Origin of the sequence: Rhizobium sp. CF142 (assembly GCF_000281145.1) — a bacterium.
GTDB lineage: Bacteria > Pseudomonadota > Alphaproteobacteria > Rhizobiales > Rhizobiaceae > Rhizobium.
In genome coordinates, this window is the sequence record NZ_AJWE01000128.1 from 21,031 (window position 1) to 45,093 (window position 24,063).

Below are 24,063 nucleotides of genomic sequence, written 5' to 3' on the forward strand. Positions count from 1 at the left end.
GATTGAGATCCTCTATCTGCCACGGACACGCAAACCGACCTTACCCTTTCACCGCGCCGCTGGTCATGGCGCCAAGGATCAGCCGTTGAAGCGACAGGAATGCCACGATCGCCGGAACGACGGAAATCAGGCAGGCGGCGGCTAGCAGCTGGATGGACGAGTCGGTCTGCATGCCACGGAAGTTAAAGATTCCGACGCCGATCGGCATCAGGTCATTTTTGGTGAGCAGCAGGAAAGGCACCAGGAATTGCGACCAGCCGGCAATCACAGTGATGATGAAGACCGAGGCAATGCCCGGCGCCGACAGGGGCAGGATGATGCGCCAGAAGACCGAGAAGCGGTTGCATCCGTCGATCATCGCGGCTTCGTCCAGGCTGCGCGGAATGCCGTCGACGGTGCCTTTCAACAGCCAGGTCGCAAGGGGAACACCGAGCGCGATATAGACCATGACGACGGCAAAATGCGTGTCGAGCAGGCCGAGACGGTTCATGTAACGATAGAGCGGCACCATGATGACGAGCGGCGAGATCATCTGGAAAAGCAGGAGCCCCATCATCGAGAGGCCCTTGCCGCGGAACTGGAAGCGCGAGAAAGCGTAAGCGGCAGGCAAGGCAACGATGAGCACGCCGAAGCCGCTCAAGGCCGCAAGCTTCAGGCCGTTCCAGAGATAGATTGGAAAGTAGCTGTTGTTGAGAACGGTGATGAAATTCTGGATGGTGGGATTGTCGGGAATATAACGCGCCGCGCCGCGATAGACCTCACGCTTGTCACGCAGCGCCATCGACAGGAGATAGGTGAGGGGGCCGGCAAAGAAGACGAACATCACCAGCATGAAGAGATAGCTCATGGCATCGCCGAGCCGTGTTCCGGTGCGTCCGCTCATTGCTCTTCCTCCTTCGGCAGGAACGACGCATAGACGAAGGCCAGGCCGAGACTGATGATCAGCATCAGCACCGAAAGCACGCTGCCGCCGGAGAGATCGTAGTTTCGGAAGACGATGTTGAAGACGTAGAGCGAGATCACCTCGGTCGCGCGTCCCGGCCCGCCGCCTGTCAGTGTGATGATCGCGTCGAAGGTGTTGACCGTCTGGATGGTGATCAGGATCATGTTGACGAGGATTGCGGCGCGCAGCTGCGGAAGTGTCACGAAGAAGAACTGCTGCGAAGCCGTGGCACCGTCGACCTCGGCGGCTTCGTAGAGCGAGGGATCGATCGATTTCAGTGCCGCATACATCACGACCATCGAAAAGGCCGTGCCGCGCCAGATGTTCGAGATCAGCGTTGACCAGGGCGCCATCGCCGGATCCGAAAGCCAGGCAACTGTCGGCATGTGCATCAGCCTCAAGATGCTGTTCAGCGCGCCATAAGGCGCTTCGGAAAACAGCATCTGCCAGATGATGCCGCCGGCAATGCCTGGCACGACCCAGGCGACCAGCGCCGTCGTTCTCAGGATCGTGGTGCCGAACAGGCCGCGCTTTTCGCCGCGGATGACAGTGACAGCGACCGCAAGACCGAGAATCTGCTGGCCGATGACGCTGCCGCCGACGAAGATCAGCGTCGCCCAGAGAATGTCGGGCAATTGCGGCGAGCTGAGCGCATTGACGATCGAACCCAGCGTATAGTCCTGGTTTTCGCCGATCAGCGTCGCATTGGTGAAGGAAAGCCGGAAAACGTCGATGACAGGATACAGGTAGAATATGCCGATGACGACGATCACGGGCATGATCCAGGGCAGGGGCGCACCAGCGAACCGGCGTATGAACGTTCTGCTTTGAGGCGGGCTGTCAGCCTCGATGGCAATTGGGCTCATTGGCTTCTCTGTCCGGGTTTGGCACTGTCGACGGCGCCTAAAGGCAGGCGCCGTCGTTATCTGAAGCGTCAAAAAATGCCCGGGATCAGAGCCGCTTGTAGGCCTCCATCGCCGCGCTGAATGCGGCATCCAGGGCTTCTTCCGGTTTCTTCGTTCCCGAGAGCACGTCGCCCATCATGATCTGGATCTGGTTAGAGATCTCCGGATAGATCGGCACGCCGGGACGCGCCTGGCCGTCGACGAGCGCATTGGCGAAGGTCTTGTTGGCTTCCGTCGAGAAGACCTCATACTTGTCGAAGAGCGACTTGCGCGTCGGCAGCTGCTGCTGCAGCGCGTTTGCCGGACCCATATAGACGTCGCGAGCCAGATTGGCGCACATCTCGATCTTCTCCTTGTCCTTGCTGAAGGACGCGATCGTCCAGCCGCCGGTGCCGGTCGAGCGCTCATTGGCCGAAGGGCCGGGGATCGGCGAGAAGGTCCAGTTCTTGAATTCCTCTTCGTCGAGCGTCGCCTTCAACTGCGCATATTGCCAGTTGCCGCCGATGAAGAGCGCCGTCGTCGCCGCTGCTGCCGCGGCATTCATGTCGTCATAATTGGCGATAGTGGTAACGCGCTTGGGGGCCGCACCGGAATCGACGAGATCCTTGAAGTAGTTAAGCGCCTTCAGGAATTTCTCCTTGTTCTCGCCTTCGCCGAAGACCGGCTTGCCCGAGTCGTCGACGAGCTTGCCGCCGAGCGCCCAGTAGTTCGCCAGCCAGTCGAAGGTGGTGCCCTCCCAGCGCCCGCCGTTGAAGAGGACGCCTTCCATACCTTCCTTGGTGGAGGCAAGTGCGGCCTTCTTCAGGTCGTCCCAGGTCTGCGGCGCATCGGCTACAACAGACTTGTTGCGGTAGAGGACGCGAAGGTCCGTATCCCACCACCAGGCGCGGATCGTCTGATCCTTGTCGGTGATGCCGCTGCGGATGAAGGGGAAGAGATCGTCGACTTCTTCCTTGGTGAAATAGGGCGTGAAATCCGCCAGCACCTTATTGACCATGAACTGCGAGAGCACGAAGGAGTCGACGGCGGCGCAATCCGGCGCATTGCCGGCCTTGGCCTGCTCCAGCATCTTGGCCTGTTCCGTGCCGATGTCGGAGGACATGAACTGCATCTGCAATTTCCAGTCCGGGTGCTTCTTGATGAAGTCGACAAAGAGCTTCTGGTAACCCTCTGCGATGTTGGGGTCGGAATTGTTCGGGCTGTCGTTCGTGAGCCGGACGACAAGGGTTTTTGGCGCATCGGCAGCGCCGATCCTGTCCTTTGTCGCAAGCTCCTGGGCAAATGCGGCAGGCACTGAAAATAACATTGTGCTCAGCGCTAACGCGCTGATGAACGCTCTCTTCATGATGGGTCTCCTCCCCATTTTAAACGGATACAGCCTGGTGGTCGGTTGACCTCTCCTCATTTCCATGCTGCATTAATTAGATTAAGTTACTTTGATTTGATGTCAAGCCGCAGCTTGGGAGGATTGAGATGCCGGCGACATTCAACACAAGTTAGCGGCCCGCAGCCGCATTTCCCGATCACAAAAAATCGAGCCATTTCGGGCATCCGCGATGGCGCGGTGAGGTTTTGCCTCGGCTACGTGAAGGTGGCCGAACCTGACATCTATGGAGGATCAGATGCGCTTACTCATTCTCGGCACTGGCGGAATGGCCAACCAGCATGCTGCAAATTTCAAGGCGATCGAAGGCGTTAGCGTCGTGGGCGGGGTTGACGTCGTACCCGAGCGGCTGGCGGCCTTTTGCTTGGAACATGGCATCCCCAATCACTTCAGCACACTCGAGGAAGCCCTTGCCTGGGGCGAGTTCGATGCCGTTGCCAATGTCACGCCCGACCGCATCCACCACCCGACAACGCTTCAGGCGATTGCGGCGGGCAAACATGTCTTCTGCGAAAAGCCGCTTGCGACCGATGCCATCAAGGCAATGGAAATGACCGATGCCATCGAAAAAGCGGGCAAGGTCGGCATGGTCAATTTTACCTATCGCAATTCGCCCGCCCTGCAGAAGGGCCGGCAGATGGTGCTTGCCGGTGAAATCGGCGAGATCAGGCATGTCGAGGCATCACATCTGCAGAGCTGGCTTGTCGGGCGCCATTGGGGCGACTGGAAGAGCGAGAGCAAATGGCTGTGGCGCCTCAGCAAGAAGCACGGCTCGAACGGCGCACTCGGCGATATCGGCATCCATATCGTCGATTTTGCGTCCTATGGTTCGGGGCTCGATGTCGCCCACGTCTTCGCGCGGCTGAAGACCTTCAACAAGGCGCCGGGAGACAAGATCGGCGAATATGATCTCGATGCGAACGACAGCTTCACGATGAATGTCGACTTCACGACGGGTGCGATTGGCACCATCCAGGCGACGCGAACCGCGGCCGGCCAGATGGATCAGCTGCGCCTCAGGGTCTATGGCGAGACCGGTTCGATCGAGATGATCTATGATACCGGAAAGTCGACGCTTCGCGCCTGCCTCGGCGAAGATGTTCACACCGCAACATGGCGCGACATTGCCTTCGATCCGGTGGAAACGAATTATCAGCGCTTCGTGCAGGCCGTCAGGGCAGGCAGAACACAGGAACCTTCGTTCCGCAGGGCGACGAATATCCAGAAAGTGCTCGACAAAGCGCTTGCCTCGGATGTTAGCCACACGGACGAGGCGCTTGCCTGATCCGATACTAAGACGTCAGGCGGAAACTGGTGGCAGCAGGGTGTTGAGGAAGGGCAGCAGTGCCGCCCCCAGCGCCACGCCGCCGCCGCTGAAGCTTGCCGGCTTCATCGGCGAAATCCACGGTGTCAGGAAGGGCCGCTTGGATGTGTCGCGGCGCTCGACGGAGAGCTGGTGGATCAGTGCTTCGATGACGCTTCGCGGCAGGTCGCCGCCGATCATGATCACACCAGGCGCGATAAAGCCGGCCATGGCGATGATCGGGTCGAGCAGGTGGCTTGCCGCATCGCGGATCCACTGCGTCAACTGAGGGGAAGACGGCTCTTCGCCCGAAATGAGGCGCTTGAACTCGTCATCGCTGACCAGTGCGCGCAGCGCGCCGAAGCCGACCACCGTGTTCAACCGGACATTGTCAGGGCCGGTCAGCATCTCGCCGATGCTGCCTGCGCGTCCGTGGACGCCCGAATAGGGAATGCCGCGAACGAGGAAGCCGGCCTGGACATCCTCGTCGATGATGATCATCGCCAGTCCGCCTTCGGGGGCGGGCGCGCCGATAGTGCGCTCGGCAAGCAGGCTTGCGGTGCACTCGTTCTCCACGTGACTGACGGGAAGCGTGGATGCTGCATCGAGCTCATCGCTTTCCTGCGCGGTCCAGTCGTTTGACCCGATCCCCAGGCCGATGATCGGCATGCCGGCATGCCGGCCGATCATCTTCTGGGTGGCTGAAAGAATTGACGGCGCGCGCGCTGTCGGGGCGAGGGAAAAGTAGTCCCGATCGTGGACCTGGCCGCTGAGGTCGATAAGGACGGTTTCGCCCCGGTTCTGGCGAACCCTGACACCGATCGAAAACGCGCCGTCAGGGCGCAGCGCAAATTCGGTGGCGGTCGTGCTGTTGCCCGCGCCGTTGCGGCGGTGCGACGTTACCAACCCTCCCTCGCCGAGGCGGCGCAGAATATTGGTGATGCCCGGCCCGGTAAGCCCGGAATGCTGGCCAAGTTCCATGCGGGTCAATGGACCGTGCCGGCGGATAGCCTCCAGAATGACGCGGATATTTCTGTCGGCGATTTCTCCCGATCGCAGACCGATTGTTTTACCCCGCGTTACGGCCGTTTCCTCTGTCTGACGTCGCCGCGGCCCGGATCGAAGATACCGCATAACCGTCTTCCCTAAGCACCTGGATGCTTGTGTATCACAGGTAAAACTCTCGCAACCTATTTCTTGTGCGCTTGACTGCAAAACAAAGTTACTTAATCTAAGAGCTGCCACGCGCCTCGGTTGGAGGAGACGGGACGCGTTGCCTGCGGCCTATTTGCGCGACCAGGTTTTCTCCCCATCCGTCAGTTGCTTAATTTCCAATAGGACCCGCCATGTCTCTCACCATTGCCCAACGCCTCGATCGTCTGAAGGTTCGTACAGCCGAGCTCGCTCACTGGCGCGACAGGCAAAGCATCGTGATCGACGGCTGGACCTTCGACGGCGAGCCGATCGCCCATCATCAGGATTGGCCGCACCGCAAGGGGACGGTTCAATTCGCGGTATCGGCCACAGTGCCGCGCGACTGGCCAATCGAGGAGGTTCGCCTGCAGCTCGATCTCGGCGGCGAGAGCCTGATAACGTTGCACTATCCCGGCGGCCAGGCAGAGACATTCGGGCTCGACCCCTATCATCAGGAGTTCCCGATCAAAGCCAGGGAATTTTCGATTACCACTGACAGCGTCGCACGCTTTCCCTTCGGAGAGCCGAACCGGGCGCCGAAGCTCAACAAGGCGCGGCTGATTTGGCTGGACGAACCAGTCCACAGGTTGCACCTCCTGTTGCGGCAGATTGGCGAGGCTGCCGACGCGCTCGAAAGCCATGAGGTCGTGCCGCACCTGATCGAGGCAGCCGAACAGGCGCTGCGCAGCCTCGACTGGCCTTCGGACACGTCAGCTTATATTTCACGCACAGCCGGTGCGGTGATGCAGCAGAAGATCTGGGAACTGCCGGAGCTTGAGGCAAACCCGGCCGGCCTCAACGAAGCGCAGAGCGCTTCGGCGGGCGCCGCCTATGATCAGCTGATTGTGCGATTGAAAGAGCTTCAGAAGCGTTTTCCGCCGAACGGCGAACTGCTGCTGACCGGCCATGCCCATATCGACCTCGCATGGCTTTGGCCCTATGGCGAGACGCGCCGGAAGATGCGTCGCACCTTCAATACAGCGCTTTCGCTGATGGAGCGGTCGGACGACTTCCGGTTCAATCAATCGACTGCTCATTATTATGCGCAGATGGAAGATGATGATCCCGAACTTCTCGAGCGGATCAAGAAGAAGGTCGCCGAGGGCAAGTGGGAAACTGTCGGCGGCATGTGGGTCGAACCCGACACCAACATGCCGACCGGCGAAAGCCTCGCGCGGCAGGTGCTCTATGGGCAGCGCTATTTCGAGAAACAGTTCGGCCTGCGCCACACGATCTGCTGGCTGCCGGACTGCTTCGGCTTTTCCGGCGCCTTGCCGCAGATCTTGCGGCTCGGAGGCATCGACAGCTTCTTCACGATCAAGGTGAACTGGAGCGAGAGCAATCACATTCCGTCCGACCTTTTCTGGTGGAAGGGGCTGGATGGAAGCAGGGTACTGACCCATACTTTCGACAATCCCATGCAGGGCTATAATGGTTTCGTGCAGCCGGATTGCTTCGTGCCGACCTGGAAGAATTTCCGCGGCAAGACGCAGCACAACACGTCGCTGCTGGCGGTCGGCTACGGCGATGGTGGTGGCGGCGTGACCCCTGAGATGGTCGAACGCGAAGTGCAGCTGCGTGACTTCCCGGCCATTCCCAAAGCGCGCTGGGGCATGGTGAAGGGCTTTTACGAAGAGGCCCATCGTACTGCGGCGCAAAAGGAGCTTCCAGTCTGGGACGGGGAAATCTATCTCGAACTGCACCGCGCGACGCTGACGTCGCAAAGCGGCGTCAAGCGCAAGCATCGGCAGGCCGAGCGGTCGCTGATTACGGCCGAGACGATCGCTTCGCTCGCGCATCTCTTGGGTGCCGGCAAACCGCAAAGCCTGGAAGCTGATTGGCGCGTCGTCCTGAAGAACGAATTCCACGACATCCTGCCGGGCTCGAGCATCCGCGAAGTCTATATCGACGCCGAACAGGAGCTCGACGGCGTCATCGGCAATGCCAAGGCGGAGCGGGCCAAGGCTCTGAAGGCGCTAATGGCCCATCTTCCGGCAGGCGGGGCGACGGACGCGCTTATTGCCGTCAACCCGTCGCTTGCGCCGCGGCCGGTGACCGCCAGGCTGTCCGATGGGACGGTCCTGTCATCCGCCGAAATCGTCGCGCCTCTTTCCGTCGCAGTTTTTGATCGCAAGACACTCAAGCCCGCCGGCATGCTGAAAGCCGATACGCACAGCCTCGAAAATGAACATCTGTCTGTTGTCATCGGCAAGGATGGCGCTGTTTCGAGCCTCGTTCACAAGGCAACGGGCAGGGAAGCGATCGAAAGTGCTGCAAATCAGCTCTGGGTCTATCCGGCCGACAAGCCGCGCAATTGGGATGCCTGGGATGTCGATGCCGATTATGCCGAAAAGGCCGTCCGCCTCGACAAGCCCGAGGGTATCACGCTTGTCGAACAGGGGCCGCATCGTGCCGCGATCCGTGTCGTCTATCGATATCGGAACTCGACGGTCACCCAATTGTACGTGCTGACCGCCAATGCTCGCAGGCTCGATATCGAGACGATGATCGACTGGCATGACCGGCGTACTCTGCTGAGGACGCTGAACCCGGTCGCCGTGCGTTCACGCACCGCCACCTTCGAATGCGCCTTCGGTATCGTCGAGCGGCAGACGCACACCAACACATCCTGGGAGCAGGCAATGTTCGAGGCTGCCGCGCATCGTTTCGTCGATCTCAGCGAACCGGGCTTTGGCGTCGCTCTGCTCAACAATGCCAAATATGGGCACAGCGCGCGCGGCAACGTCATCGGCATGAGCCTCGTGCGCTCGCCGATCTATCCCGATCCGCTTGCCGACGAAGGCGAGCAGAGTTTCACCTATGCGCTCATGCCACATGAGGGTGCCTGGCATGAAGGCGATGTTCTTCAGGAAGCGATCGATCTCAATCAGCCGCTCGTCACTGTGGAGGCAAGCGGGCTCTCGACGGGCACGCTATCGCCGCTCGGAGTAGAAGGTACACCGGTCGCATTTTCGGGGTTGAAACCGGCAGAGGTGGGGGATGGCCTTATCCTGCGGCTTTACGAACCGGCGGGCCGGCGCGGTCGGCTTTCGCTTGCCTTGCCCTCGGGCTGGCAGGCTTCGGGACCACTGAACATCCTCGAAGAGCCGATCGAACGTGCAGGCCCTGCCGACATTATGCCGTTTGAAATTCGGACCTGGCGGCTGCAGCGAAGCTAGCCGCGTCACTATCAGGAAAGTTGTCGCTAGCGTTACGAACCCATCGTCGATCGCTCCCGGGAAAAGTTTCAACATGTCGCAGTGGCCCTGCTCACGCCGGGCCCTATCTTCCGGCTGGTCTTTCACCAGCTCCCGAGGAAACGATCATGACGGAATCCGTGAAGTCCGTACCGGCGCCCCGCGATCAGCACCTGCGCGACATGGCCAATTGCATTCGGTTTCTCTCGATGGACGCCGTCGAGAAGGCCAAGAGCGGGCACCCCGGCATGCCGATGGGCATGGCCGATATTGCTGTCGTGCTCTTTTCCGACTTCTTGAAATTCGACGCCGACGACCCTTACTGGTTCGATCGGGACCGTTTCCTGATCTCCAACGGACACGGCTCGATGCTGCTCTACAGCCTGCTCTATCTGACCGGCTACCGGGATATGACGATCGAAGAGATCAAGAATTTTCGTCAGGTCGACAGTAAGACGGCAGGTCATCCCGAATATCGTCATGCCACGGGCATCGAGACGACCACCGGTCCGCTCGGACAGGGCATTGCCAATTCGGTTGGTTTCGCACTTGCCGAGCGCATCATGAACGCCAAGTTCGGCGACGATCTTTCAAACCACTACACCTATGTCTTCCTCGGCGACGGATGCCTGATGGAAGGCATCAGCCAGGAGGCTATATCGCTTGCGGGCCACTTGAAACTCGGCAAGCTGATCGCGTTCTGGGACAATAATTCGATATCGATCGACGGCGCAACAAGTCTGGCGGAATCCGACGATCAGCCGGCGCGGTTCCGCGCATCGAACTGGCATGTGCAGGAAATCGACGGACACGATACCGACGCCATTCGCAACGCGATTGTCGAAGCACAACGGGTCACCGATCGCCCGTCCATGATCGCTTGCAAAACCATCATCGGCTTCGGCTTTCCGACGCGGGCCGGCACGCAGAAGGCTCATAGCGACGCACCGGGCGAAGAGGAGATCGCCGGCGCCCGCGAGATTCTCGGCTGGGACGCGCCCCCCTTCGAGATCCCGTCCGACCTGCTGGACGACTGGAGAAAGATCGGCGCGAAGGGACGCAATGCCCGCATGGCCTGGGCGGTTCGGGTCCAGACGGCGAAGCCGGATGTTCGCGCTGACTTCGAACGCCGCATGAAGGGCGAACTGCCCTCCGATTGGACCAGAGCGATAGAGGCAGCAAAACAGGAGCTTCTGTCTGCCGAAAAGGATCTGGCAACAAGGCAGGCGAGCGGGATTGTTCTTAACCACCTCGCCGAGACCATTCCCGAGCTTATCGGCGGATCGGCGGACCTGACACCGTCGAACAACACGAAGGCCAAATCCATGATTGAGATTGCGCCCGGTCAGTACAATGGATCCTATGTCCATTACGGCGTACGCGAACATGGGATGGCGGCTGCCATCAACGGCATTGCCCTTCATGGTGGGCTGATCCCTTATGGCGGCACCTTCCTGACCTTTTCCGACTACGCCCGGCCTTCCATTCGGTTGGCGGCGATGATGGCGGTGCGTTCGATCTTCGTGATGACGCATGATTCGATTGGTCTCGGCGAGGATGGTCCAACCCACCAGCCTGTCGAACATCTGACGGCTCTGCGCGCCATTCCGGGTCTTGCCGTGTTCCGCCCGGGTGATCCGATCGAGACGGCCGAATGCTGGCAGGCCATTCTCGATGCCCCGCGGCAGGCAGCCTTGATCGCACTGTCCCGCCAGCCCATGCCGCTTCTGCGAAAGCAGCCGGGCTCTCTCAACCTGTCGGCAAAGGGCGGATACGTTCTGCTTGAGGCCGAGGGCGGCGCTCGCGAGCTGACGATCATGTCGACGGGATCGGAATTGCACCTTGCCGTCGAGGGAAGGGCGAGGCTCCAGGCGGAAGGCATTCCAACCGCGGTTGTCTCCATGCCGTGCCGTCTGCTGTTTGAGGCACAGGCACCGGACTATAAGCGCGAGGTTCTGGGAGACGGAACTGCGCGTGTCGCGGTGGAAGCTGCCGTCCAGGATAGCTGGGACCGATATCTCGGGCTCGACGGCCGGTTCGTCGGCATGCACAGCTTCGGGGCGTCGGGCAAGATCGACGACGTCTACAAGAAGTTCGACATTACTACCGACGCAGTTGTGAGGGCCGCACGAGGAGCACTGGGTGTTCGCCGTCGATGAGTGATCGGCGACTGCGGGGCGGCTTGCCGCCCCTTTCGCACTTTCGCGTGCCGAAAATTCCGAACTAGCCGGCGCGGCGCGCGGGTTGGTAGCCCCTGCTGCCGTCGAGAAGCGTGCGCGTATAGGAATGTTCAACATTTCCGCTGAGCAAAGCCTCTCTTGAGGCGATTTCCACGAACATCCCGCCCTGCATGACGGCGACCCGATTGCAGAGGTGAGCGATGACAGCCATGTCGTGGCTGACCAGAATGTAAGTCAGCTTTTCCCTTTCGCGCAGGTCCTTCAGCAGATTGAGGATCTCGGCCTGGATGGACACGTCGAGTGCGGATGTCGGCTCGTCGAGGAGAAGCACACGCGGCTTCAGGATCAGGGCACGCGCGATTGCAACACGCTGGCGCTGGCCGCCCGAGAGCTGATGCGGAAAACGATGATAGAAGGATGCGGGCAGGCCGACGTCGCGCAGCACCTGCTCCACGCGTTCCCTACGCTGGTCGATGCCATGGATCTCAAGGGGTTCGAGAAGCGTGCGGCCGATCGTGTGACGCGGGTGAAGTGAGCCGAAAGGGTCCTGGAAAACCATCTGCTGCTTGGCGAGCTGCGATTTTGAGCGCTTGGCGGCGATTGCCTCTCCATCGAGCGCAATCGAGCCATCCCACACTTTGATCCTGCCGGCCAACGCTCCGAGAACAGTGGATTTGCCGCATCCGCTTTCGCCGACGAGGCCGAAGGTCTCGCCCGGAGCGACGTCGAAGGAGACATCCTTGACCACCTGTTTGGCGGAGTGGCCGCTGCCGAAGGAAACGGCAAGATTTTTGACTGACATCATCATGCTCATGCCTCCGCCCAGCTCGGGTCTCGCCTCAGGACCTCAAGGCGGTCTCGAGGGTGGTCGAGGCTCGGCAGCGCCTGCAAGAGACCCCGTGTATAGGGATGGGTTGCCTCTTCGAGCTTTGCAGCTTCAAGCTCTTCGACGATACGTCCGGCATACATGATGATGACCCGGTCGCAGAAGCTCTTTACTAGGTTGAGGTCGTGCGAGATGAAGATCAGGCCGATGTTGCGTTCGGTGATTAGATCATCGAGGATCGACAGCACCTGCTGGCGCACGGTCACGTCGAGAGCCGAGGTCGGCTCGTCGGCGATGATCAGTGATGGGGAGGAAATCAGCATCATCGAGATCATGATGCGCTGTCCCATGCCGCCGGAGACTTCATGCGGATAGAGGTTGAAGACACGCTCCGGATCGCGAATGTTGACCCGTTCCAGCATGGCGAGTGTACGTTTGTACGCCTCGTGGCGGCCGACGCGTTCATGCAGGATGACGGTTTCGGCGATCTGCTCGCCGACCGTCATGACCGGGTTGAGCGAATATTTCGGGTCCTGCAGGATCATCGAAATGCGCCGCCCACGGATGGAGCGCATATCGGTCTCGCTGGTGCGCAGGAGATCGACATCCTCGAAGCGCATTTCGTCGGCAACCACTTTGGCGGTCGCTGGCTGCAGCCGCATGATGGCGCGTCCGGTGGTGCTCTTTCCAGAGCCGGATTCGCCGATGATTCCGACTTTTTCGCGCCCGACATTGAATGAGACATTCTTCACGGCCGTCACGACGCCCGAAAGGGTCGGGAACTGGACCGACATGTTCTTGACCGAAAGGATCGGCTGGGATTGATCAGGCATTTCGGGGATCCATGATGTCGCGCAGGCCGTCGCCCAGCAGATTGAAGGCAAGGCTGACCACGAGGATTGCGATACCGGGAACTGTCGTCAGCCACCAGGCGTCGAGCAGATATTGCCGGCCCGACGCTGCCATCGCACCCCATTCGGGCATCGGCGGCTGGGCGCCGAGACCGAGGAAGCCGAGGCCGGCGGCCGTCAGGATGACGCTCGACATGTTGAGCGTCAGTCGGATGATGATCGAGGGAGCACAGAGCGGCACGATGTGATGGAGCAGGATGCGACCCATGCCGGCGCCCTGCAGCTCGGCGGCGACGACGAAGTCGGCGGCGCGGAACGTCAATGTTTCGGCGCGCGCCAGTCGGGCAATCGGCGGCCAGACGGTCAGCGCAATAGCGATGACGGCATTCTCGATCCCAGGTCCGAGCGCTGCAGAAAAGGCGAGTGCGAGAACGAGGCTCGGGAAGGACAGGAAGATATCGGTGATGCGCATCAACACGACATCGACCCAGCCGCCGAGATAGCCGGCCGCCGCACCGATCACGAAACCGATCGGCGCCACGATGACCGTCACCAGGATGCTGATATAGAGCGTCGTGCGTGCGCCATAGACGAGGCGCGAATAAACGTCGCGGCCGAACTCATCGGTTCCGAACCAGTTTGCGGCAGACGGTGGCTTCAACGCCATCGTCAGATCCTGGGCAATGGGGTCGTAGCTGGCAAGCAGCGGCGCGAAGGTGGCGACGAGCACCAGCGCAAGCACGACGAGGAAACCCGCAAAAGCCAGCGGATTGGCAAGCAGGTTGAGCCACAGGACGTAGGCCTTGTGGAAACGCGCCTGCCGGGTCGAGGAAAATTCCTCGTTGATCAGCCAATTGTGGAGATCGTTGAAATAACGTGTCGCCATGATGTCACCGGGTACGCGGATCGAGGAAGCGGTAGGCGATATCAGACAGCAGGTTGATGACGATCGAAATGATGCCGATCAGGAGCACGCTGCCAAGGATCGCGTTCATGTCCGCGAAGAACAGGGCGGAGGTCAGATATTGCCCGAGGCCGGGCCAGGCAAAGACGGTCTCGATGAGAACCGTGCCGTCCAGCAGGCCACAATAGGCAAGGGCAACGATGGTCAAAAGCTGCACCCGGATATTGCGGAAGGCATGGCGCCAGATGATGGTGCGCTGGCCGAGACCCTTTGCCTTCGCCGTCAGCACATATTCCTGCCGAAGCTGTTCCAGCATGAAGCTGCGGCTCATGCGGCTGAGATAGGCCATGGCCGCATAACCGAGGATCAGGGCAGGGGCTGTGACATGCAGCAATGCGTCGCGGAAAACCTCCCATTCGCCGGCGATGATGGCATCGACGAGAATGGAGTTGGTCGGTCCTTCGACCAGACCCTCATTGTAGACGTCGAGCCGGCCACTGCCGGGAATGAGTCCGAACTTGGCGTAAAAGACCAGGATAACGATCGTCCCGAGCCAGAAGATCGGCGTTGAATGCCCGAGCAATCCGACGATCCTTGCAAGATGATCGACCCAGGTGCCCTTGCGGACGGCGGAGATGATACCGAGCGGAATGCCGAGGCCGGCACCGATGATCGTCGCCAGCGTCGCCAGCTCCAGTGTCGCCGGGAACACCCGGGCAAGGTCACTTGCCACGGGGTTCTTTGTCACATGGGACTGACCGAAATTCAGCTGGGCGACATTGCCGAGATAGGTCGCGAACTGAACATAGAGCGGCTGGTCCAGCCCCATCTCCTTGTAGACACGCTCATAGGTCGTCTGGTCGGCCTGATCGCCGATGACAGCAATAACCGGATCGGCCGGGACCATGCGGCCGACGACGAAGGTGATGATCAGCAGGCCGAGCAATGTCGTCAGGATGACGCTGAAGGATGTCGCCAGCTTTCGCACTGCGTCGAGCGCAGCCGCTCCACCGCCCGATGTGGCCCCGGATGTTTGTGAGATGCTCACCTCATTCGCCCTTGGAAACCGTGTCCCAACGCGTCAGCCATGTCGAATGGCCGAGATAGCCTTTCACTTCCTTGCGAACCGCCTTTGCGTCGGTGCGCAGGAAGGACGTGATCAGCGGCGGAGACGATTCGAGGTAGGCCTTGTTGATCTTCGCATAGAGATCGGCCCGCTTCTGCTGATCGGTCTCGTGGGCGGCCGCACTCACCATGTCCTGAATGTCCTTCGGCACATCCCAGGCGGTGCGCCAGGCGTTCAGGCCCGTCAGCTTGGCATCGTCGGAATTGTTGGCGTTGGTCGCATAGGACTGGAGGACCGCGTGAGGATCCGGCAGGCGTTCACCAGAGCGCGCCGAAAAGATCTCGAATTCGCGCGTGCGGAACTTGCCGATATGATCGCCGCCCTGAAGATCGAGTTTGATGCCGGCCTTGGCGGCATTGGCCTGCAGGGACTGCGCAACCTCATATTCCGGGGTGACCGGCGTTGCGTAATAGACCTTCGAGAAACCGTTTGGATAGCCGGCTTCAGTCAGTAGCTGCTTGGCCTTTTCGATGTCGAGCTTGTAGGGATTGACCTCGCTTACACCCGGCAGGCCGGCCGGAATGATTGTCTGCTGCTTGATGCCGTAATATTTCATGACGGTGTTGGCGAGGCCGTCATAGTCGATCAGGTATCGGAAGGCTTCGCGGACCTTGGGATTGGAAAGAATCTCGTCCTTCTGGTTCAGGGCGAGATAATAGAAGCCGAAACCCGGCGTCTTCTGGATATCGGCCTTGCCGCCCGCTTCGACCGCCGTAAGGTCGGTGGAGGAAAGACGCGTCGCGACATCGACGTCGCCAGCCTCGAGCTGCAGGCGCTGGCCGGAGGATTCCGGCATGTGGCGCAGAACGACGCGGCGCATTTTTGGAGCACCCTGCCAGTAATCCTTGTTGGCATCGGCGATCAGCAGGTCGTTGACGCGCCAGGTCCGCAGCGCATAGGGGCCGGAACCGGCATCATTGGTCTGCAGGAATTCGCGACCCAGGTCGCCGCCCTTGTCATGTTCTGCAAGAAGCTTGCTGTCCAGGATCGAGGTCGAGAAGCTCGCCAGCGAATAGAGGATCAGGTTGGGGTTCCAGAGGCTGGGGGTCTGGAGGACCACGGTGGTGTCGTCACTCGCCTTGATCAGATCGTCGACATTCTTGTCCGTAAAGCCCCATTGGCGCAGGTCCACGGATGGCGCAAGCCCAAGCTTGACGAGGCGGCGCAGCGACCACTCGACGTCCTTTGCCGTCAGCGGATTGCCGGAATGGAACTTGATGCCGGAGCGGAGCTTGAATGTGAAGGTCTTGCCGTCCGGCGAGACGCTCCAGCTTTCGGCAATACCCGGAGCCGGCTTGGTAATATCGTCGGCCGGCAGCACGATCAGCCGCTCATAAAGGTTCGCGACAATTTCAGCCGCTTCCAGCTGATTGATTTCGTTCGGATCGAGGCCACGCATCGACGACATGTTCGTCGCAATGACCAGTTGGTCCTTCGGGGTGGCTGCGGCCGCAGCCAGTGGCATCATCAGGCTCGCGGCAACAAGCGCCGACGAGATCAATAGCCCGCGTCTTTGGATCTTCATTTTCTTCCTCCCAAGCATCTCTGCAATCGCATCAGAGCGAATTTTGATATCGACATCGATCTGAAATCTGGTATATCAGATCTCACAAAACGATTTTGTCGTCAACGGGAGAATTTTCGGCTTATGGAAAATAAGATGGAGGGTGGGGTGGGCGACGACCGCATCGAAAAGATCGATCCGCGATTCCTGACGACCCTTCGTGATCATGTTCATAAGACGCTGCGGGCGGCGATCCTGTCAGGCCGCTTTCGCGCTGACGAGCGCGTCAACGAGCGCCAGCTCGCCGAGCAGCTCGGTGTTTCCACCACTCCGATCAAGGAGGCGCTCCGGCAGCTCGAAACCGAAGGGCTGGTTGAAACTCTGCCGCGTCGCGGGGTGCTGATCCGGTTCAACGCCGGATGGGCGGAGGAAATGATCCTTGCGCGCGCCGCGCTGGAATCGATGATCGCGCATCTCGCCGCCAAGCGGATTACCAAGGAAGAAGCCAGGAAGCTTAGCGATACGGTCGCGTTGATGAAGGCGGCCACGGCCGATGGCGTTGCAGACGATCTCATTGCGCTGAACGAGACCTTTCACGAGCAGATCCACATCGCGTCGCGCTGCCAGTACCTGTCTCGCATGATCGAGCGCCAGCAATTCTACGACGCGAGCATTCGCCGCGTCATTCATTCCGACACCAAGGAGCGCGACAAGGCTCTCGCCGAGCATACCGCCATCGCCGTCGCCATCGTCTCGAACGACAGCGACAAGGCCGAGAGGGTGATGCGCGATCACGTCGTCCGCTCCGGCGAAACCTACCTCACCATCGTATTCAGGAAGAAAGAGGACATTTGACGTGACCGTTGCAATGGACAAGATTCGCAAGGCCCTGACGGGCATTTCCGGCGTTCCGGTGACCCCTTACAAGGCGGATGGCAGCATCGATCTCCCCAAGCTTTCCGCATTGATCGCGCGCCTTGCCAGCGCCCGGGTTCACAATCTGATGGCGGCCGGCAATACGGGCGAATTCTTCACGCTGACGATGGACGAGGTAAAAGCGGTCCATGCCGCCACGATCAAGGCTGCAGATGGCAAGTCGCTTATCAGTGCGGCCGTCGGTCGTTCGCTGACGGAAGCCAAGGCTCTCGCCCGTCACGCGATTGCCGAAGGCACCGACGCTATCATGGGTCACCACCCGATGGATCCTTTTGCGGGCCCGAGCTACCAGGCGAAATATTTCCTCGAACTTGCCGAGGCGTCCACTGTCCCTGTCATTGCCTATGTCCGCAGCGACACATTCTCGGTCGCCGATTTCCGCAAGCTTGCCCTGCATCCCAATATCGCCGGCATCAAATTTGCATCCGGTAACCTGATGCTGCTTGCCGAGGTCATCCGCTCGACGAAGGACGCGCCGGCGATCTGGGTCTGCGGCCTCGCCGAGGGCTGGGCGCCTGCCTTCTATGCCATGGGTGCTCGCGGCTTTACCTCGGGGCTCGTCAACGTTTTCCCCGAGCGCTCGCATGCCATCCATCAAGCGCTGGAAGCCGGCGACTACGCCGCTGCACGCGCTCTTATCGACGACATCGCCGGTTTCGAAGCGCTGCGCACCAAATACCTGAACGGCGCCAATGTCACGGTCGTCAAGGAGGCGCTCGGCATGCTCGGAACCGATGTCGGCCCTGTTCGTCTTCCCGGCGTTGAAAGTCTGACGGACGCGGAACGCGCGGAACTGCGCGCGATCGTCGACAATGTAAGCGGCAAGAACCGCGCCGCCTGAGGAAGAATGTCAATGCATATCACCGGCTTCAAGACCTACATGCAACGCGTCGACGACCGGCCGCGACTGCTCCTGAAAATCGAGACGAGCGAAGGCATTTCCGGTTGGGGCGAGTGCTACAATCACGGCCCCGACTGGGCGCTGCCGCCGCTCTTCGACTACCTCTTCCATCAGATAGAAGGGGAGGACCCTCGCCGAGTGGAATTCCTTGTGCTGAAACTCAATCAGCAGTGCCGTTTTCCGCCGGGCGCGCTGGGGCTTGCAGCGATTTCGGCGATCGATCACGCCCTTTGGGATATTGCCGGCAAGGCTGCCGGTCTTCCGGTCTACATGCTGCTTGGCGGCAACGTCCGCGATCGGGTGCGCGTCTATTGCGGCGTCTATACCGCCCCGGACCCGCAGATGGCGCAGGACCAGACCCTCGAGCTGAACGAAAAATACGGCTACACGGCTTTCAAGCTCAGCCCCTTCCGCCGCGACCTGCATGCCGGTCGCTGGGGCGAGCTTGTAAAGGAAACCGGTGACTGGTTCGCCAAAATACGCCAGATTACGCCGTCGCATTTCGAATTCGCATTCGACGCTCATGCGAAGATCTTCGAGCCCTATCAGGCGGTGCAGCTTGCAGCAGCGATTGCCCCGAATGATCCGCTCTTCTACGAGGAGCCGATCCGGCCGGAGCACATTCCGGCATGGGCTGAGCTGAAGTCGAAAGTCTCCGTTCCGCTGGCCACGGGAGAATCTCTCTACAATCGCTTCGAATTCCTCTCCCTGTTGTCGGCCCGTGGCGCTGATATAATCCAGCCCGACATATGCGTTGTTGGCGGCGTAACGGAGATGCGCAGGATCGCAACAATCGCCGAGGCCCACTATGTAACCGTCGCGCCGCATAACCCGATGGGGCCGCTCGCGACCGCGGTCAACATTCACTTCTGCGCCGCACAGCCGAACTTCAAAGTCCTTGAGTTCAAGCCCCATGTCCACGCGCCATGGGCGGCCGATCCGTATATGCCGGTCGATGGCCATATGGAATTGCGGCCTGACCGTCCGGGTTGGGGGCTGGAAATCGATGAAAAGGCATTGCAGACGGAAGACTACATTCATTGGGAGCGGAAAATAACCCGCAAGCCGGACGGATCGACGGCTTATCCCTGATTGGTTCCGTTGAAATGACAAGCTTGCTTTAAAACGCTAGGGAAGCGCGCGCCACAGATCGTGATCGCGCCTTCCGCACTTCCCAGCTATGTAGGGAACATGGCACTTTCCCGGCCGTCGATGACGCGCCAATGCTTGCGTCGCGCACTCCCGCCAATCTGCCGACTTTGTGTCTCAACAGGTCGCCGGTACATGCTGATACACTTCAGCCGATTTTCGAAATATGCGGGACACGTCAATCCTTGAAACCGCTCTTCGTTAACAGGTGCTGCGAATACGGCAGTAATCGAAGGAGAGTGTTTCATGACGAAGACCGATAATATTTCAACTCGGCGTGGCGTCGCCGATCAAGCGATCGCCATAATGTTTGGTACTCTGTTGCTCGTTCCGGCAGTCTATGCACTGCCGGCCCATGCCGCCGATCTTGCGTCGGGTACTGCCGCGAAAGCTGCGAGTGCGGACGAAAGCATCCGTCCGTTCCAGATCCACGTTCCGCAGTCGCAACTCGACGACTTGCGCAAACGCATCGCCGATACCCGATGGCCGGACAAGGAGACGGTCGACGACGCCTCCCAAGGTATCCAGCTATCACAGGTCCAGGAGCTGGTTCGCTATTGGGGCACTCTGTACGACTGGCGCAAGGCCGAGGCGCAACTCAATACGTTGCCGGAATTCGTCACCACGATCGACGGTGTCGACATCCAGTTCATCCATGTTCGTTCGCGCCATCCCAACGCTCTTCCTATCATTCTGACACATGGCTGGCCCGGATCGATATTTGAGTTCATCAAGACCATAGGTCCTCTCACGGATCCGACGGCGCATGGTGGCCGGCCGGAAGATGCGTTCGACGTGGTTATCCCCTCGATACCAGGCTACGGATTTTCCGGGCATCCGGTCGATCAGGGCTGGGGACCGGACCGGGTCGCCCGCGCTTGGGACGTCCTGATGAAGCGGCTCGGCTATGATCACTATGTTTCTCAGGGTGGCGATCATGGTTCGGTGATCTCCGACGCTTTGGCGCGCCAGGCGCCGAAGGGTTTGCTGGCAATCCATCTGAATATGCCCGCGACGGTTCCAGGCAACCTCATGAAGGCCATCAACAGCGGGGACCCGGCCCCCCGCGAGCCTGTCGTCACCGGAGCGAGAAGCGTATAATTCCTTGAGCACCTTCTTCGGACGAAACGCTGCCTATGGCGCCATGATGGTGACCCGGCCGCAGACGATCGGCTATTCGCTTGCCGACTCGCCGTCTGGCCTGGCGTCCTGGATCTACGAGAAATTTGCCCAATGGAGCGACAGTGGCGGCGTTCTCGAGCGCGTTTTTTCCAAGGACGAAATGCTTGATGACATCACGCTCTATTGGCTGACGAACTCCGGCGCGTCGTCATCGCGGTTCTATTGGGAGAACAACAACAACAACTTCAGCGCCGAGGCACAGAAGACAAAGGACATCAAAATCCCGGTTGGCATCACGGTCTTTCCGAAGGAGATCTATCGTGCACCGGAAAGTTGGGCCAAGCAGGCCTATCCCTCGCTGACATACTATCATCAGGTCGAAAAAGGCGGGCATTTTGCCGCCTGGGAGCAGCCGCAGCTCTTCGCCGAGGAAGTGAGAGCGGCTTTCAAGCCAGTACGCTGACGACGTCGAAATGGGTGGTCCTCATTCGAGGGCCACCCCAACCGGACAAGGCGTCGCCGCCGCAAATAAAATTGATGTCCTGTCGATCGGGTCGATGACCCAGATCCGGCCAGAGGCACCTGGAATTTTGCCGCCCCCTTCACCGGAGATGCCGCCATCAAGGAATGCCCGACGAAAATCAGGAAGGAACTTGGCACACGTGTGCATTTCTCTTCGCTTCTGTCATTCCGATGTTACGCGCCAGGGCTAGCAAGTCTCAGAACTCATCTGGGGCGCCGCCTCGATAGCGAAGGGAGACAGGATATGAATAGACGCGAATTTCTGATCACATCGTCGGCGGCTGCGGGCCTTCTGGCTCTTCCGCGCTTCGCCTCGGCCGCCGCAGGCACGATCGACCTCTACAGCGGCTCGGATTCCAATATCATCGACCTCTGGAACAACATCATCCGTCCGGCTTTCCAAAAGGCTCATCCGGAAATCACGCTGAAGGTCACCGATGCCGGCGACAATAATGGCCTGCGCGCCATTGCGGACCGTGCTCTTGCAGCACTGAAGACCAAGACTGATCCGCAGGCCGACCTCTTCGAACAGTTCGATCCGCGCCTTCCGGCCGGTGGCATCGATGCCGGCCTCTGGGTGAAGTTCTCGGCTGAGAATGTCCAGGGCTTCGACCGCGTCAATCCGCTCGCTTTCGACACGCCCTACGCGCTGCCCTATCGCGGCTCGCAGGTTCTGCTTGCCTATGACAAGACCAAGCTCGACCCGAAGGATGCGCCGAAGACCTGGGAACAGCTGACGGCCTGGATCAAGGCCAATCCCGGCCAGTTCATCTACAACCGTCCGGACAAGGGCGGCTCGGGCGGCAATTTCGTCCGCCGTGCCATCCATGAAGCCAACGGCCGCGATCCGAAGAAGTTCAAGATCGACAATTTCACTGCCGACTATGCCAGCCAGACGCTGACGCCGGCCTGGCAGATCCTCAACGATCTCGCGCCGTCGCTTTACCAGAAGGGTGCCTATACCGCCGGCAACACGCAGTCGATCCAGCTGCTCGCTCAGGGCGTCGTCACCATCGCTCCAGTCTGGTCCGACCAGGTCCTGCAGGCGATCTCCCAGGGCGTTCTGCCCGAGACGACTGGCCTCGTGCAGCTCTCCGACCTCGCGCTCTGCGGCGGTTTTTCCGCCATGACGATCTTCACGAACGGCGCCAACAAGGACGCCGCCCTCAAGCTCGCAGCCTTCATGCTGACGAGCGAGATGCAGGAAGCCATCATCACCGAGATCGGCGGCTTCCCGGGCGTTTCCTGGGATCACATTTCTGAAGACCTGCGCAAGAAATATGCCGACGTCATCCCGGCGACCATCCCGACCTTCCCGGGCGGCGATTGGGAAAAGGCGATCAATGACGGCTGGTATCGCAACGTCGCTCCTGGAATCAGCCGCACCTGATGGCGTTGGATGCCGCGCAGCCTGCGGTCACGCGCCGCGCTCAGTCTCCAGGCAGGGGGAGCCTTTACGGGCCCCTCCTCGTCGGCATGCCGGTGTTTCTGGTCGGCTGGCTGATCATCTTTCCGATCTTCTCGGCGATCGCGACCACCATCTTCGTTCGCCAGCCGGACGGGACGACCGAGTTTTCGCTCGCGTCCTACCATTTCTTCTTCACCGACGCTTACAGCCTGAACAATCTCTGGCTGACGCTGTGGACGACTTTCGTGTGCGGCCTGCTTTTGCTTGCGATCGGCCTTCCGATTGCCCTTTACCTGCGCTTTTCCGGCGGTCGCCTTGCCGCCTATGTGCAGGGCCTCGCGATCTTTCCCATGTTCGTGCCCTCGATCATCCTTTCCTATGCGCTGATCCGCACGATCGGACCGAATGGCACGGTCGACATCCTGCTCAATGCCGTCGGCCTTCCCAAGCTACCGAGCCCCTATCTGACGCCCTGGGGACCGGTCATCGGCCTCGTCTGGGACAACCTGCCCTTGACCGTGCTGATGCTGACGGCGGGGCTCACGTCCGTTTCCAATAGCTCCATCGAGGCGGCCCGCGACGTCGGCGCGACGCCTTTCAGGGTCTTTGTCTCGATCATTCTGCCGCGCATGGGCAATTCCCTGCTGGTCACCGCTTCCTTTGCCGTTCTCGGCATATTCTCAGCCTTCACACTGCCCTATGTGCTCGGTCCCGCCTCGCCGGAGATGATGGGGCCTTTCATGCAGCGCACCTTTGCCGACATGAACGATCCGCTGAGTGCGCTCACGCAGGCGGTCATCACCTTCGGTTTCTGCCTTCTCTTCGGCGTCTTCTACGTCTGGTCGATCGCCCGCAATCGCGAGGGCCGATGATGCGTCGGTCGACCGCCTTGAAATTCGATTGGACAGGCTTTGCTCTTTCGTTGCTGCTGACGCTGTTCATCGCACTGCCGCTGCTGGTTGTCGGCACCTGGGCCTTCACCGAGGTCTGGCGCTATCCTTCCGTCATTCCCCAGCAGTTCGGCCTGCGCTTCTGGTCGCAGACGCTGGCGCGTAAGGATGTCTGGGATGCTCTGTTCCTCAGCCTGCGGCTGACGGCGACGGTGACGCTGCTTTCGGCAATCATCTGCCTTCCGGCCGCCTATGCTTTCGCGAGAATGCGTTTTCCTGGCCGCAATATCCTGTTCCTGTCGTTCCTCGCTTCACATGCCTTTCCGAAATTCGGCCTGCTGGTGGCGATTGCCGGCATCTTCCTGCAGATGGGGCTGATCAGCACCTTCTGGGGCGTGGTGCTGATCCAGCTCGTCGGCACGCTGATGCTGATGATCTGGATCCCGGTTGCCGCCTTCCAGAATGTCGACCGGCGCATGGAGGAGGCGGCACGCGATGCCGGTGCCACGCCGCTTCGCGTCTTCTGGTCGATCACCTTGCCGCAGGTTGCGCCGACGATATCAGCGGCAGTGCTTCTGACCTTCGTCGGCACTTTCTACGAGACGGAGGGCGCCTGGCTGATCGGTGCGCCGGAGATCCGTACTATGCCGGTGCTGATGATCAGCTTCATCAACAACCAGATCGTCGTGCAATACGGCGCGGTCCTCTCCGTCATGCTGTGGGTGCCGTCCTTTGCGGCATTGATATTTGCGCGTCGTGTCGTCGGGACCGGCGCGTTCGCGCGGGGCTTCGGCGCCTGAGCGCCGGCAGAAAGGGTT

The 24,063-nt window shown here is 60.2% G+C and carries 18 protein-coding genes and 1 pseudogene; 10 read left to right on the forward strand and 9 right to left on the reverse strand.

The window, feature by feature from the left end; all coding sequences use genetic code 11:
* Nucleotides 1–40: 40 nt before the first annotated feature.
* The 3 genes from PMI11_RS32230 to PMI11_RS32240 all read right to left on the reverse strand — a co-directional run bounded on the left by PMI11_RS32230 (nt 41) and on the right by PMI11_RS32240 (nt 3,193).
* Complete coding sequence (locus PMI11_RS32230; protein ID WP_007825911.1) at nt 41–883, reverse strand: carbohydrate ABC transporter permease; 843 nt, start codon at nt 881–883, stop codon at nt 41–43.
* Entirely contained in the window at nt 880–1,809 is a 930-nt protein-coding gene (locus tag PMI11_RS32235; protein WP_007825912.1) for a carbohydrate ABC transporter permease, read from the reverse strand. The genes PMI11_RS32230 and PMI11_RS32235 overlap by 4 nt, the downstream gene beginning before the upstream one ends.
* 85 nt (nt 1,810–1,894) lie before the next feature.
* A complete protein-coding gene (locus tag PMI11_RS32240) occupies nt 1,895–3,193 on the reverse strand; it encodes an extracellular solute-binding protein (RefSeq protein ID WP_007825914.1) in 1,299 nt (432 codons plus the stop codon).
* A gap of 277 nt (nt 3,194–3,470) precedes the next feature.
* Between PMI11_RS32240 and PMI11_RS32245 the strand changes: the two genes are divergently transcribed.
* Nucleotides 3,471–4,517, forward strand: coding sequence for a Gfo/Idh/MocA family protein (locus tag PMI11_RS32245; RefSeq protein WP_007825915.1), 1,047 nt, complete (start codon nt 3,471–3,473; stop codon nt 4,515–4,517).
* Between the two features lie 15 nt (nt 4,518–4,532).
* Here the strand turns inward: PMI11_RS32245 and PMI11_RS32250 are convergent, their stop codons facing one another.
* On the reverse strand, nt 4,533–5,669 hold the full coding sequence (locus PMI11_RS32250; protein ID WP_007825916.1) for an ROK family transcriptional regulator: 1,137 nt from the start codon (nt 5,667–5,669) through the stop codon (nt 4,533–4,535).
* A 212-nt stretch (nt 5,670–5,881) separates the two neighbouring features.
* Here PMI11_RS32250 and PMI11_RS32255 point away from each other — a divergent pair, with 212 nt between their 5' ends.
* Nucleotides 5,882–8,908, forward strand: coding sequence for an alpha-mannosidase (locus PMI11_RS32255; RefSeq protein WP_007825917.1), 3,027 nt, complete (start codon nt 5,882–5,884; stop codon nt 8,906–8,908).
* 146 nt (nt 8,909–9,054) lie between these two features.
* Nucleotides 9,055–11,085 (forward strand): transketolase, encoded by a 2,031-nt coding sequence (gene tkt, locus PMI11_RS32260; protein WP_007825918.1) that lies wholly within the window; start codon nt 9,055–9,057, stop codon nt 11,083–11,085.
* A gap of 64 nt (nt 11,086–11,149) precedes the next feature.
* Here the strand turns inward: tkt and PMI11_RS32265 are convergent, their stop codons facing one another.
* From PMI11_RS32265 to PMI11_RS32285, 5 genes are read right to left on the reverse strand one after another with little or no spacing between them, the layout of a single operon-like run.
* Entirely contained in the window at nt 11,150–11,911 is a 762-nt protein-coding gene (locus PMI11_RS32265) for an ABC transporter ATP-binding protein (protein WP_202803165.1), read from the reverse strand.
* A gap of 5 nt (nt 11,912–11,916) precedes the next feature.
* The gene (locus PMI11_RS32270; protein WP_007825922.1) at nt 11,917–12,765 is read right to left on the reverse strand and encodes an ABC transporter ATP-binding protein; all 849 of its coding nucleotides are present in this window, start codon (nt 12,763–12,765) and stop codon (nt 11,917–11,919) included.
* A complete protein-coding gene (locus PMI11_RS32275) occupies nt 12,758–13,669 on the reverse strand; it encodes an ABC transporter permease (RefSeq protein WP_007825924.1) in 912 nt (303 codons plus the stop codon). Before PMI11_RS32275 ends, PMI11_RS32270 begins: the two co-directional genes overlap by 8 nt.
* Before the next feature lie 4 nt (nt 13,670–13,673).
* The gene (locus tag PMI11_RS32280; protein ID WP_007825926.1) at nt 13,674–14,735 is read right to left on the reverse strand and encodes an ABC transporter permease; all 1,062 of its coding nucleotides are present in this window, start codon (nt 14,733–14,735) and stop codon (nt 13,674–13,676) included.
* A gap of 1 nt (nt 14,736) precedes the next feature.
* Nucleotides 14,737–16,338, reverse strand: a complete 1,602-nt coding sequence (locus PMI11_RS32285) for an ABC transporter substrate-binding protein (protein WP_007825928.1) — start codon at nt 16,336–16,338, stop codon at nt 14,737–14,739.
* A 123-nt stretch (nt 16,339–16,461) separates the two neighbouring features.
* Here PMI11_RS32285 and PMI11_RS32290 point away from each other — a divergent pair, with 123 nt between their 5' ends.
* The 7 genes and pseudogenes from PMI11_RS32290 (at nt 16,462) to PMI11_RS32320 (ending at nt 24,045) form a co-directional block, all read left to right on the forward strand.
* On the forward strand, nt 16,462–17,172 hold the full coding sequence (locus PMI11_RS32290; protein WP_037072594.1) for a GntR family transcriptional regulator: 711 nt from the start codon (nt 16,462–16,464) through the stop codon (nt 17,170–17,172).
* A 13-nt stretch (nt 17,173–17,185) separates the two neighbouring features.
* Entirely contained in the window at nt 17,186–18,094 is a 909-nt protein-coding gene (locus PMI11_RS32295) for a dihydrodipicolinate synthase family protein (RefSeq protein ID WP_037072595.1), read from the forward strand.
* 12 nt (nt 18,095–18,106) lie between these two features.
* Nucleotides 18,107–19,246 (forward strand): mandelate racemase/muconate lactonizing enzyme family protein, encoded by a 1,140-nt coding sequence (locus tag PMI11_RS32300; protein WP_007825931.1) that lies wholly within the window; start codon nt 18,107–18,109, stop codon nt 19,244–19,246.
* A 303-nt stretch (nt 19,247–19,549) separates the two neighbouring features.
* Nucleotides 19,550–20,888: pseudogene (locus PMI11_RS32305) on the forward strand (epoxide hydrolase family protein).
* Between the two features lie 303 nt (nt 20,889–21,191).
* Entirely contained in the window at nt 21,192–22,337 is a 1,146-nt protein-coding gene (locus tag PMI11_RS32310; protein WP_007825934.1) for an extracellular solute-binding protein, read from the forward strand.
* Nucleotides 22,337–23,227 (forward strand): ABC transporter permease, encoded by an 891-nt coding sequence (locus tag PMI11_RS32315; protein ID WP_007825935.1) that lies wholly within the window; start codon nt 22,337–22,339, stop codon nt 23,225–23,227. The genes PMI11_RS32310 and PMI11_RS32315 overlap by 1 nt, the downstream gene beginning before the upstream one ends.
* Complete coding sequence (locus PMI11_RS32320) at nt 23,224–24,045, forward strand: ABC transporter permease (RefSeq protein ID WP_037072597.1); 822 nt, start codon at nt 23,224–23,226, stop codon at nt 24,043–24,045. The genes PMI11_RS32315 and PMI11_RS32320 overlap by 4 nt, the downstream gene beginning before the upstream one ends.
* Nucleotides 24,046–24,063: the final 18 nt, after the last annotated feature.